We start from the raw sequence: 12,783 nt of genomic DNA on the forward strand, positions 1-12,783 counted from the left end.
TACGAAAATCAAAGATTCATCTTTTTCAACTCTTTCACCGCGTGGTCCGCAGCCCGAGCTGTAAAGGCCATATAAGTCAACGATGGGTTAACGCAAGAGGCGGAGGTCATAAATGCGCCATCCGTCATATATACGTTTGGTGCACCCCAGACCTGATTGTTTTTATTCAAAACGGACGTTTTAGGATCATTGCCCATACGCGCAGTCCCCATCTCGTGAATACCAATTCCCGGGTGTTTTGTCTCGTCGTTATATGGTGTAACGTTTTTCAGACCCGCAGCTTCCAGCATTTCCGCTGCGTCGTTCATCATATCCTTACGCATTTTTCTCTCGTTCTCACCATATGCCGCGTCGAACACAACTAGAGGCAATCCCCACTTGTCTTTCTTGGTTGGGTGAAGCGTAAAGCGGTTTTTCTCATCAGCGATCATCTCACCAAATCCACCCAGGTTCATTGACCAACCACCCGGTTCAGAAAGTTTGTCTTTGAAATCTGCTCCAAAACCATCCATTCCTACGCCGCGGCCCCATGAATCGCGACTTGCGCCACCCTGATATCCGAAACCACGGATATAGTCTCTTTTATCTGTACCCCAGTTACGGTAACGAGGAACATAAACTCCGTTAGCACGACGTCCGAAGTAATATTTGTCTTCATATCCTGGCATCTCACCTCTCGCTCCAACTGCCAAATGGTGATCCATAATGTTACGTCCCAGCTGATCGCTGTCATTACCTAGGCCGTTCGGAAAACGTTTTGATTTCGAGTTCATCATAATGGACGCAGAAGCAATCGCCGAAGCATTCATGAATATGACCTTCGCGTAATACTCTTTTGTTTCAAGTGTATTCTGATTGATCGTTCTTACGCCCGTTACTTTACCTAATTTGTCGTCGTAAATGACCTCAGAAACGATAGTATCCGGAATTAAAGTAAGATTTCCTGTTTTTTGAGCAGCAGGAAGCGTCGCAGCTTGAGTGCTGAAATAACCACCATATGGGCAGCCTCTCATACACATGTTTCTGAATTGACATGCTGCACGTCCCAATTCGGTTTGCTGTGCTGTTGGCTGAGTAAGGTGCGCTGCCCGTCCCATTATAACGTGACGGCCGGCAAATTTCTTCTCAATTTCACTTTTAACCTGTTTTTCAACACAGTTCATTTGCATCGGCGGCAAAAAATGACCGTCTGGAAGAACGTCTAAACCGTCACGAGCTCCACTGATACCTGCAAATTTTTCAACGTAGTCATACCACGGCGCAATGTCGTTATATCTTACCGGCCAATCGACCGCAATACCATCTTCGGCATTAGCCTCAAAATCTCTTGGGTTTAAACGATAGCTCTGGCGTCCCCACAACAACGAACGACCACCCACGTGATATGCACGAATCCAGTCGAATTTCCGGGTTTCGTCATATGGATTTTCGCTGTCATTTTCAAAAAGGTAGCGGTACTCTTCGTTAGGAGTATATCCTGTCCGCATCCCCGCCCAGTACTCTTCCTTCGCAACAGTAGTCACACGGCCACGGTGCTCGAATTCCCACGGAGCCAGCGTTGCGGTTTTGTAGTCAACTATATGCTTGATATCGCGACCACGTTCCAGCATCGCTACCTTAAGGCCTTTTTCAGTGAGTTCTTTGGCAGCCCAGCCTCCGCTTATTCCTGATCCTACCACGATCGCATCGTAAGTAGCTTGTTTTGTTGCTTTTAAATTCAGGTTCATTGTGAATAATTTTCAGTGTCTTGATAAATAGAAATACCAATGAGAAACCAAGCCGGGGCATGATTCGTCGGGATTACATCGCCCAGGCCTTCTGTCCTGGTTTCAGGTCGATACATCCATCGTATCTTCCCGGAACGGCTACATAATCAAGTGCTTGTGTAGCACCTGCCTCAGACGTAAAGTATCCCAACAGGGTAAGTTCTTTCATCAGTCGGAAGAATGGCACACCTGCGTCGGTATATTCTTTTCCAGCTTCCGTGTATTTCTTTTTCTCTGCTCCAGCCTTTTCCATTTCTGCTTTGGCGGAGGCTTCCAATTCTTTCAAAATTTTAGTTTGCTCCTCAGGTTTTGCTTTTAAGAAATCCTTCTTCTCTAGCTCAACCAAGCCTGCATTAAAACTCTCTTGATCCTTAGCTGCATAACAGTCTTTCAGCATCAATTCGACAAAGTCCCCAACCTTGGCATCTTTTGCGCCCGGTGTGGTAGTTTTAGGAATAATTATTTCTGCTACTTCTGAAACTAAACTCTTTCTTTCCGGCGTGAACGGGAAAGTCATTGTTGATGATGATTCACTTGCAGATTTACATCCTTCCAAAAAAGCTATCATTGTCGGTGCGGAAAGTGCCCCTCCCATGATTAGCGCCACCCGGCCCAGTGCATCGCGTCTTTTCATTGTATATTATTAAAACAGTTTAACAATCAATAATGTAATAATTAATGTGATAAGTGCAATTTTTGATTAATCAGGCTAATTTAAAAAATAATCCGTTTGGTGAATTCTTAGAATGATTCTATATAAGTTTTTCGGTAGTAACTATCTTGATTATCAGTGAGGTATATTAATTAAAATCACATTAATGTTTGATAAGAATACCAGAGGTTACTTACAATTTTTTCAGATGACCATTAGATTGCACCCGCGTATATCGGAATTATCAAAGCGCCCCATTACCGAAAACGTATTTTCTTCTTCCCCAAACCGGCCCAAATCCTGGGTTTCGATAAAAGAACAGGTGTCGAGATTGGCAAGGTCAATCACATTAATCCCGCCGGTTTTCTTTTGATAAATACTTTGCTCTGAGACAGCAAAGGGATCGTAGATATCCCGAAGCAATATGCGCATGGTAAATCCCGGAGAGAATATTCCGTCACCAGATGAATATCCCTGGGAGAGGAGCTCGGTCATGCCATATTCTGAATGGATTTTGGAAACGAAAAAGCTCTTGGTAAGTACATCATGAACTTCTTCTCGGAGCATTTCCCGTCTTCGTCCTTTCATTCCTCCTGTATCCATAACCGTCAATTGCGGCATATCTTTGAACAGATTCAAGTCCTGATCCTCGGCCAGGTCCAGCAATGCGAAAGTTACCCCGAGAAGTAAAATTTGCTTTCCATCCGGGTTTTTCTTGAGGTAAGATAGTCTTTGCAGTAGATCAGAAACATTGTGGAGGTAGAAGCCGGAATATTCGGAGTCACTCAACTGAATAAAATGTTTCATCATATATACGAGCGAGGAGTTATTTCGTTCAAGATACGAAGGTAGCAGCGCCAGCACATGGAAGTTTTTGAGAGGCCCATAGTGCTCCTCAAAAATTCGTTTAGATACAGCTTCGTAGAGGAGATGATCATGCAGCAAATGACGACTTGTATTGACTCCGGTGGTGCCGCTACTTTCAAATACAGCCGTTGGCTCCGGTGGTTGCCCGGTAGTGATGCGTTGACTTTTAAAAAATTGAATTGGAAGAAACGGTATATCTTTCAATTCGTTAACCTTGCTGGTGTCAATCCTGAGGTTGGATATATATTCTTTATAAACAGGATTTTCCGCAGCCTGAAACCTGAAAATGTCCAGCGCAAGGGTATTGAAGTTCTGCGGTTGAAGATCAAGTATCCGCTGTTTGAGCGCAAGTCTTGTTTTAGAAGTGTTTTTGTTGCTAGATTGTTCCAATACCGTTACTTTCGTATGACTTTGGCAAAGGTATGTCGGGTTGGTGAAAAATGCGAGACAATCGCTAATATGAAAGAAGGATTAGTAAATGCGGCAAGTCGATTCCAAAAATTAAATACAGGAAACTAGTCAGGAAAAATAACTACATAAATTTTATGTTTAAAAAATTAAATATCGCTTTGTTTCTATTGAGCGCAGTTGCGTTGACCAACTGTGTAGACATTCCGGATTACAGTGATACACCTGAAATTGATTATAACGGAATTGATCAAAATACCGAAGTTGATGAAACAACTGGTAAGAAGATCCGTGAAAATGTGATCATTACAGTCAATTTCAGGGACGGGGATGGGGATTTGGGAGAGGAAATTGATCAGAGAGATACGCTGAAATATGGAGAGTGGGGGAGTTACGAACTAACGACGGCCAGAAAGAATAAAGATGGGAGTTGGTCTGAATCAATTTTGGCAGAGGATAAATACAAGTGGATACCTGTTCTCAAGCCAGATGGAAATCCGGGGCCGATCAATGGAAAACTTGATTTAAACACGAGCTTTTTATATGGTAATTCTTCCGTGCCTGTCACTGTGAAATTCAAGGTGCGTATCAGAGACCGTGCGTTAAGAGTTAGCAATATGATCGAAACGGATACGATATCGGTTCCAAGTTATCAATAGTTAATATTGATGGTGAAAAGGCCTTGTCTAACTGTTTGGTGCAGTTTGGACAAGGCCTTTTTTTGATATACGCTGATTAGGCAGATCGTTCAGATTTCTCAACTTCTACTTCCACCGAAACCCTCCGGTTTGCCTTTTTCTTTGTGCTCACATCATATAAGTCCGTGCGACGGTCTTTCATGACTTGAACCGAACCGTGTTCGTGCAATTCTTTTAGTTGAAACAAATCGACATCAACTATGAGCAGCATTTCCGTATTTGGCGTTGCTTCTGACTTTACTGTATTCGTCGGAAACTGAAAATCAGACGGCGTAAAAACTGCTGATTGGGCGTAGTGTATATCCATGTTTTCAACACGAGGCAGATTGCCAACACATCCGGATATGGCAACATAACACTCATTTTCAATGGCACGGGCCATTGCGCAGTTTCTTACGCGCATGTATCCGTTCTGAGTATCTGTAAGGAACGGCACAAAAAGGATATCCATGCCTTGTTTGCCTAATATCCGGCTTAATTCAGGAAATTCGACATCGTAACATATCACCAAACCTATTTTACCACAATCGGTGTCAAACACACGGATTTCATCTCCGCCTACCATCCCGTAATGGCGCACCTCATTTGGTGTAATGTGTATTTTCCGATATTCTTCACTTGATCCATCTCGGCGATATAGATAGGCGGCGTTGTAAAGCCTTTCGTCTTCCACTAACGGCATACTTCCACCGATAATATTTACATTGTAAGAGATAGCGAATTCCTGCAATTTCTGTCTTACCTGATCGGTATATGCAGCCAGCTCACGAATGGCCTGAGGCTCTGGCAAATGGTTGAATTCCGCCAATAACGGCATATTGAAGAATTCGGGGAAAAGGATGAAGTCCGATTTGTATGAGCTCACCGAGTCTACAAAGAATTCTACCTGATCAAAAAAGTCCTGCAGGTCGGTAAACAGCCTCATTTGCCATTGCACCACGCCGATCCGAATAATGGAATCGGAAGGATTAGTGCGCTTTTTCCCCGACTGAAAATAAATATTATTCCACTCCAGAAGCGTTGCGTAATCTTTGGATTCTGTATCTCCGGGAAGATAATTCTTTAAGACCTTTCTAACGTGAAAATCATTGGCGAGTTGGAAGGAGAGTGTCGGGTCAAACAGCTCCCTTTTTCTGACTTTTTCAATATACTGTTTTGGTGAAAGCTCGTTGGCATGCAGGTTATAATTCGGAATTCGGCCGCCTGCGACGATACTCCTTAGATTGAGTCGTTCACAAAGTTCTTTTCTGGCATCATAAAGCCGTCTTCCCAACCGCATATCTCTGAACGCCGGATCGACAAAAACTTCAATCCCATAAAGTACGTCGCCTTTTGGGTTATGTGTTTTAAAGGAATATTGTCCAGTTACTTCGGCATATGTATGCTCATCACCAAATTTCTCATATAAAATGATAATGGACAAAGCAACCGCGGCCACTTTACCGTCTATTTCTACGCAAAGCTGTCCTTCTGGAAAGATATTAAGTAGTGTATCAATTTTATTTTTTCTCCAATATTCCCCGCCGATTCCCTGATAGGCTTCAATCATGGCTGCTTTCAGATCCGGATAATCGTCTTCGTGAAGTTCTCTAGTTATTATTTTCATTTTTGTTAGCTGTCAGCTTTTAGCTTTTAGTGTTTAAAGTTGGGTGAAAAAGGTGAATCTGCTTAAGGGTGTCATGGCTGATATCAACGCTTTCACGCTTAGCCCTTCGCTAAATCGACCTCCTGCTCTGTGGCATTCAATATGATACGGAAGGTGGTTCCTTTGCCTACTTCTGAGCTTTTGACAAATAGTTTTCCGGCGTGGTAAGTGTCGATAATTCTTTTAGCCAGTGTCAGACCCAGCCCCCAGCCTCGTTTTTTGGTACTATATCCAGGATTAAATATTTTGCTAGACGTGGCTTTCGTCATCCCTTTGCCATTATCGCTGATATCGATTCGGATTTCTTTTGAAAAAGGTGGTGATTGCAATATAACATTGATCTCACCTACACCTGCCATCGCATCGACAGCGTTTTTGCAGATGTTTTCGATCACCCATTCAAACAGGTTTTTGTTCAGTTTTACGGTTTGCCCTTCTTTTAACTCATTGTAAACGTGGAATTTAACTTTTGAAGATACTCGTTTCTCGAGATAGGATATGAAGTTAGTAACGATATCGGCCAGCACTTCCTCTTTCATACTCGGAACAGATCCGATGTTGGAAAAACGGGTTGTAATCATCTCCAGCCGTATCACATCCTTTTCAATTTCGACTGCTATGGATGGATCAATAGAAGGTTCTGTTCTGAAATATTCCACCCAGGCCATCAGAGATGACAATGGTGTTCCCAATTGGTGCGCAGTTTCTTTGGCTAAACCTACCCAAACCCGGTTTTGCTCTGCTTTTCTGGCTGAACTGAACGCCAGATAAGCGAGATATCCAATAAAGAGCATAACCACCAGTGATATAAAAGGGTACAGACGTAGCTGCGTAAGCAGAAATGAATTGCTATAATAAATGTATCCTGTACCAAGTCCTGCAATTTCAACCGGTATACCCTTATGTTCCTCCTTCATTTCTGCGAGGTAGCGATTTACAATATCTTCCTGTTCTTTTCGCGAGACGTTTTTTTCAAATGGGATATTACGTATCACCTGAGGAAATCCATTTTGATTAACATATATCGCAGGAATCTGGACAGCATCCTGAATTACCTCCATTACTACATTAAAGTTTTCGTCAGTAGGGCTGTTAATTGCATATCTGAGCCCCTCCGCAAAAAGTTTAACTTCCCGTACCTCTCTCTCTTCCAGTCTGTCGACCAGATAGTTAGTGTAAAAAAGTGATCCAATACTTAAAACCAGCAAGATGACGGCGATGAAATACTTAAACAGATTTTTTTGTTCATAGGTATCCATAAAGGATCGCCTTAACTTCTGGCTGTTCAGGATTGCCGTTGGATGCAGGCGAAAGTTGGGTTTCTTTTTTTGTGTTTCGTTAAACATCCGGGTGAGTGCTCTCGTTATTTGGTTCTACTATACAAATAACGCAAATTATTTAGGGTTAGTGGACTCGGCGTTTATAAGGCGATTTATTTTCATGAGCCTTAAGCTGAAAAAAGGACCTTTTCATATTCCCTTCCCATGAAATTACTATGAATAAAATGGGTTAAAAGTATGAATATTGTCATGTTTTGAAATGACCTAATACAAAACCTGGAGCATTTTATTTATATGGCTTCTAAATAAGCAGGAACCACTTAAATGGCATTCTTTATCTGAATATTGTGCCGTATTTTTGTCCATCGAATAGAAAATAGTGATGTATAATCATTTTAAATCAATAAGTTTATCGCACAAGAAAGCCCCTTTGTATGTGAGGGAGCAGTTGGCATTGAGTGAGGGTGGTGCGAAGAACCTGATGCTCAAATTAAAGGACTTTTTCGAGATCACGGATGTTCTCGCTGTCTCTACGTGCAACAGAACAGAGATTTACTATTCTGCGAGTGAGGATCTTAACGAGGAAATACTAAAACTTTTACTGGTCGAAAAAGGCATATCTGATATCAAAGGTTTCAAAGAATATTTTGAAATGTTTGATACAGGGAATGAAGCTGTGAAGCACCTTTTTGAAGTGGCTACCGGGCTGCACTCGCAAGTTGTGGGTGATATGCAGATTCCAAATCAGATCAAACATGCCTACCAATGGTCGGCGGACTTGAATATGGCTGGTCCGTTTCTCCACAGATTGCTCCATACAATTTTCTTCGCCAATAAAAGAGTAGCTCAGGAGACGTTCTTCAGAGACGGTGCAGCGTCAGTTTCTTATGCCGCAGTAGAGTTATTGGAAAGCTTGATGCCGAATCCCAAAATTTTGGTGGTTGGCTTAGGCGAGATCGGAACAGATGTGTGCCGGAATCTTTCCGAAAGGGAAAATGCAGATGTAACACTTATCAACAGGACCAGAAGTCGCTCGGAAAAACTTTCTGACGAACTTGGGTTCAGAGTGGCAGATATTGAGAGTTTGGAAGAAGAAATTTCAAAGGCAGATATCATCATATCCTCCGTTGCTAGGGAGATCCCATTTTTTACAAAAGAAATGATGGTTCGTCTTCGTGGCATGTCCTTCAAATATTTTATTGATTTATCAGTTCCTCGCAGCGTTTCTCCCGAAGTGGAAGAAATTCCGGGTGTAATGCTATATACCATCGACTCAATTCGTTCCCGAGCAGATGAAGCACTGAATAAGAGAATGGATTCCATCCCTCATGTGAAGGAGATCATCGAGGAGTCGGTCAATGAGTTTAACGATTGGTCTAAGGAAATGATCGTTTCGCCAACCATTCAGAAATTGAAAGGGGCTTTGGAGCAAATCCGTAGGGAAGAGCTGGGGAGATTTACTAAAAGTCTTTCAGAAACAGAATTGGAGAAGGTTGACCGTATTACGGCCAGCATGATGCAAAAAATACTTAAACTCCCGGTACTGCAGCTTAAAGCCGCTTGTAAACGAGGAGAGGCAGAGACTTTGATCGACGTATTAAACGACCTTTTTAATCTGGAGAAACAGCCGGAAAATCATTAATATTTACTATGGCGTATATGGCCCGGCAGGATTGAATTTCTACCGGGCTTCTTTATGGAATAATACGACGAAAAGAGCGACAAGATCCATTCTCGTCGCTCTATGAATTACCTTACCCTCCACAAATTCTTATATAACTTCATGGCATTTTGCTCAGGATTCGATTCCCGGATTTCAAAAAGCCAAATTTTTCTTAGTTCTTATCCCCACCATATTGCTAATAGTCTATAAAGCTTTTTGGATCTTCACTATACCTGTAGTAACTACAATACTACATTAAATATTTTCATGGTCAATTTTATTCGACTCTGGAATTATTCATTCTCGACATATATACGTTGAATATAATTTTTTAGATTACACAAAGTCATATTTTTTTTATTTTTTTTCGTGAAATTGTGAAAATATATGCTGAGTCAAATCTAACTCGTTATCATTCAGTGAGTTAAAATTCAAATTTTTTTCGAAATATTTTGAGAGTATTTCGAAATACTTTAAGTTATCTACAAAGTAGCTTTGAGTTACACCTTAAACTTATTGGAGAAAGGGAAGTGTTTGACTAATCTACCCCTCCCAATAACCAATCATTTTATCAAGGTTTAGGCTGCGTGCGGATGCATTGAAAATCTCATAATAAACCCCTTGTTTTTGGTAAAGCTGCATATGGGTACCGTGCTCTGCTACCATTCCTTTTGTCAGAACATATATTTCATCCGAATCCAATATCTGAGATAGGCTGTGGGATATGATCACAACCGTGCGATTCTCTTTAATGGCGTCCAGGCTGTTTTTGATTTGTTCAGTAGCAATTGCATCAAGACTGGCGGTCGGTTCGTCCAGAAAAATAATGGGCGGATTTTTCAGGAATAAACGGGCAATCGCAATGCGTTGCTGTTGCCCTCCGGAAAGTAGTTGAGCGTCTGCATCATATCCCTGTGGCATCTCCATGATCTGGTCGTGGAGATATGCCTTTCTAGCGGCTTCAATAATCTGCGAATCGTCTGCGTCCATTTGACCATATCTGATATTTTCAGAAATAGATCCCTTGAAAATGTGATTTTTTTGAAGTACCATCCCGATTTGAGCGCGCAGAGCATGCAAATCATATTCTGATACCGGCCGGCCATCCAAAAGAAGCTCACCGGATCCGGGCGGATATAGTCCTACCAGGATATTGATCAATGTACTTTTTCCGGCTCCCGACAATCCGACCAGCGCAGTGGTAGTGCCTGCCTTGATATCCATATTGATATGCTGAAGAGCCTTTGTGCCGTTAGGATATGTAAATGAAACATTGGTCAGCCGGAAGTTTCCGCGAATAGCAACGGGGGCATATGTACCACCTTTTTCAACTGCATCGTCCGCATCCAGGATATCGAAAAAACCTTCCGAATAGGTTAGCGCATCATTCATTTCGTCATATATCCGATGTAATTGCCGGATAGGAGCAGAAACGTTATTGAAAAGAAGGATGTGAAACATAATCGCACCAATTGACATTTGCTTATCCAAAACCAGATATGCAGTCAGGATTATAATGAAAACGACACCAATCTGTTCAATAAAACTCTTGATACCGTCATATCTGAAATTGGTTCGTCGCGTGGTGAGCTGCGATTCCATCAGTTCCATCTGGAGTTGATATTGTTTCCGGCCTTCGAATTTTTCCCTGACAAAGGATTTGATAACAATGATCGACTCGATGAGGTTGATCAGGCCATTACTTTTGTTTTCACGTTGCCTTTTCAGCATTCTTCTTACACCCTGCAACTTGCCTGCCTGACGAAAGCTCACCCAGAAATAGATTGGAAGGATTGCCAGCGCTATCGAACCCACATACACATTCGCCGAAAACATAATGGCAAGCGCGAATATGGCGTTAGCAAAAAGCGGAAGGATATCAATAAAAAAGTTCTGGATCAGTTTGGTCAAACTTTCTACCCCTCGGTCAATTCGGGATTGAAGTTTTCCTTTTTGATTTTCATTGTCGTTGAAAAACGTCAGATTATATGAAAGAATAAGGCTAATGGCTTCCTGAGCGAGATCACTGGAAACTTTGATTCGTATTTTTTCGCCGAAATAACGTTGACCAAAAACGATAAATGAGTTGACAATTTCTTTTGCAAAAAGGATGAGGGAAATGCGAAGCAGTAATTTCTCTCCCTGAACAATATCCCACTTTTTGTCCAGCATTTCCTGAACAGTATCAACCGTATAACGAAGTACCCACGGATTAACCTGCGCCGTTACGGCTCCAAGGAGTGTAAGTAAAAGAGCAAAAAGGATCTGTTTGTAATATGGCCTCACGTAAGGAAGCAAACGCTGAAATATTTCCCATATGCTCATAATTGACTCACTTTCAATATGGTGTATGCTTTCAATGTAAGGCCAATGCCCAGAATATCTCAAAGAAACAAAGTTTAGGTGCTGGTTTTCTTTCGCCGTTAACCTTTAGCCCTTCATCCCTTTCCTCTCTTTTTCCTTTTATTTCTTCCCCGACCGCTTAATCGGTCTGCCATACTTATGCATTTTCTCTTCGGTGTAATTTCTCCGGACATTAACCTTCTGATTTTTAGCCTTCTTTTCATGAAACGCAGGACCGACGTCTTCCGGTTTAGGTCGCTTTGGCTCAATAACTTTCATGAAAATCTTAGGCTCTTCATCAGGGGTCAGGATTTCAGATATCTTGAGGTTTTCAGGGAGATCGAAGATCGGGATTTGATATTGCATCAACTCTTCGATGCTGTCCTGAAATTCTTTTTCCTTTTCCGTAATAAACGAAATAGCAATCCCTTTTTGATCTGCCCGACCAGTACGACCAATACGGTGGATATAGTTTTCAGGCGTTTCCGGTATATCAAAATTGATCACGTGAGATACGCCAGCAATATCCAGTCCACGGGCAATAATATCCGTCGCGATCAATAGTTTGAAAGTGCCATCCTGAAACTGGCGTACGGCTGCGAAACGATTGTTTTGTTCTTTATTGGAGTGGATTATGCCAATCTGATTCAGATATCCCAGTTCAAGTTGATCGTATAATTGATCGGCCATTTTTTTGGTAGACACAAAGACCAATACCTTGGTCATATCCGGATTCTCATCAAATAGCAGATCGAGCAAATTGATCTTTGTATAGAAATTTGGGACATTGTATCCACGTTGCTCAATATTATCGAGCGGAGTTCCCACAGGAGCCGCTTCTACCCTTACCGGATCGTTGAAGTAGTTTTTCATCAGGTTTTCAACGTCCTGCGTAATAGTGGCGGAAAAAAGCAAATTCTGCCGTCTTTGAGGAATGAGATCGAGGATATTAGTAAGCTGGGCACGAAAACCTAGATTTAGCATTTCGTCGACTTCATCAATGATCAGTTTTTTCACGGCCTTCACTTTCAAAGAGCCGTTCATGATCAGATCGACCAACCGACCAGGCGTGGCGACGATGATATCTGCACCGCCTTTAAGCTCCGCCATTTGTACTTTAATATTACCTCCGCCGTAAACTCCAACAACCTGTAACGTCATGTAGGTCGTCAGTTTTTTAACTTCCTCCATGATCTGCACCACCAATTCCCTTGTTGGCAAAACGATGAGCATTTGTGGCAACCGATCTTTTGAAAATTGCATTTGACGCAATGACGGCAGTAAATAGGCAAAAGTTTTTCCTGTTCCCGTTTGCGCAATACCACATACATCCTTCCCCGACATGACCAGAGAAAATACTCGTTCCTGAATGGTTGTAGGTACTGAAAGGCCAAGATCTTCAAGCGCATTGAGTAGCGGCCGGGAGAGGTTTAAATCTTCAAAAGTCATTATATTCATATT

Annotated in this window: 9 protein-coding genes; 2 read left to right on the forward strand and 7 right to left on the reverse strand. The window is 42.0% G+C overall.

What is annotated here, in order from left to right:
• Positions 1-8: 8 nt before the first annotated feature.
• The 3 genes from AC1XUD_RS00745 to AC1XUD_RS00755 form a co-directional block, all read right to left on the reverse strand.
• The gene (locus tag AC1XUD_RS00745) at positions 9-1,727 is read right to left on the reverse strand and encodes a GMC oxidoreductase (protein WP_483359019.1); all 1,719 of its coding nucleotides are present in this window, start codon (positions 1,725-1,727) and stop codon (positions 9-11) included.
• Positions 1,728-1,800: 73 nt separating this feature from the next.
• On the reverse strand, positions 1,801-2,400 hold the full coding sequence (locus AC1XUD_RS00750; protein WP_483359020.1) for a gluconate 2-dehydrogenase subunit 3 family protein: 600 nt from the start codon (positions 2,398-2,400) through the stop codon (positions 1,801-1,803).
• Positions 2,401-2,622: 222 nt separating this feature from the next.
• A complete protein-coding gene (locus AC1XUD_RS00755; protein WP_483359021.1) occupies positions 2,623-3,675 on the reverse strand; it encodes a LuxE/PaaK family acyltransferase in 1,053 nt (350 codons plus the stop codon).
• A gap of 155 nt (positions 3,676-3,830) precedes the next feature.
• On the opposite strand from AC1XUD_RS00755, the gene AC1XUD_RS00760 reads away from it, so the two are divergent.
• The gene (locus AC1XUD_RS00760) at positions 3,831-4,352 is read left to right on the forward strand and encodes a hypothetical protein (protein ID WP_483359022.1); all 522 of its coding nucleotides are present in this window, start codon (positions 3,831-3,833) and stop codon (positions 4,350-4,352) included.
• A 76-nt stretch (positions 4,353-4,428) separates the two neighbouring features.
• On the opposite strand, the gene AC1XUD_RS00765 is transcribed toward AC1XUD_RS00760, so the two are convergent.
• Positions 4,429-5,997: a GNAT family N-acetyltransferase gene (locus tag AC1XUD_RS00765; RefSeq protein ID WP_483359023.1), complete on the reverse strand. Its 1,569-nt coding sequence runs from the start codon at positions 5,995-5,997 to the stop codon at positions 4,429-4,431.
• Between the two features lie 98 nt (positions 5,998-6,095).
• The gene (locus AC1XUD_RS00770; protein WP_483359024.1) at positions 6,096-7,382 is read right to left on the reverse strand and encodes an ATP-binding protein; all 1,287 of its coding nucleotides are present in this window, start codon (positions 7,380-7,382) and stop codon (positions 6,096-6,098) included.
• Positions 7,383-7,698: 316 nt separating this feature from the next.
• Here AC1XUD_RS00770 and hemA point away from each other — a divergent pair, with 316 nt between their 5' ends.
• Positions 7,699-8,958, forward strand: a complete 1,260-nt coding sequence (gene hemA / locus AC1XUD_RS00775; RefSeq protein ID WP_483359025.1) for a glutamyl-tRNA reductase — start codon at positions 7,699-7,701, stop codon at positions 8,956-8,958.
• Between the two features lie 564 nt (positions 8,959-9,522).
• On the opposite strand, the gene AC1XUD_RS00780 is transcribed toward hemA, so the two are convergent.
• Together AC1XUD_RS00780 and AC1XUD_RS00785 are read right to left on the reverse strand one after the other, a co-directional pair.
• Entirely contained in the window at positions 9,523-11,304 is a 1,782-nt protein-coding gene (locus AC1XUD_RS00780) for an ABC transporter ATP-binding protein (RefSeq protein WP_483359026.1), read from the reverse strand.
• Between the two features lie 138 nt (positions 11,305-11,442).
• Positions 11,443-12,771: a DEAD/DEAH box helicase gene (locus tag AC1XUD_RS00785; protein ID WP_483359027.1), complete on the reverse strand. Its 1,329-nt coding sequence runs from the start codon at positions 12,769-12,771 to the stop codon at positions 11,443-11,445.
• Positions 12,772-12,783 lie beyond the last annotated feature (12 nt).

This window comes from Dyadobacter sp. HNCC25DJ184, assembly GCF_056895215.1.

Bases quoted from the DNA above. Each gene is read 5' to 3' on its own strand.
- AC1XUD_RS00750 (WP_483359020.1), bottom strand. From the start codon at position 2,400: ATGAAAAGACGCGATGCACTGGGCCGGGTGGCGCTAATCATGGGAGGG.
- hemA (WP_483359025.1), top strand. From the start codon at position 7,699: ATGTATAATCATTTTAAATCAATAAGTTTATCGCACAAGAAAGCCCCT.
- AC1XUD_RS00785 (WP_483359027.1), bottom strand. From the start codon at position 12,771: ATGACTTTTGAAGATTTAAACCTCTCCCGGCCGCTACTCAATGCGCTT.
- AC1XUD_RS00765 (WP_483359023.1), bottom strand. From the start codon at position 5,997: ATGAAAATAATAACTAGAGAACTTCACGAAGACGATTATCCGGATCTG.
- AC1XUD_RS00780 (WP_483359026.1), bottom strand. From the start codon at position 11,304: ATGAGCATATGGGAAATATTTCAGCGTTTGCTTCCTTACGTGAGGCCA.
- AC1XUD_RS00770 (WP_483359024.1), bottom strand. From the start codon at position 7,382: ATGTTTAACGAAACACAAAAAAAGAAACCCAACTTTCGCCTGCATCCA.
- AC1XUD_RS00745 (WP_483359019.1), bottom strand. From the start codon at position 1,727: ATGAACCTGAATTTAAAAGCAACAAAACAAGCTACTTACGATGCGATC.
- AC1XUD_RS00760 (WP_483359022.1), top strand. From the start codon at position 3,831: ATGTTTAAAAAATTAAATATCGCTTTGTTTCTATTGAGCGCAGTTGCG.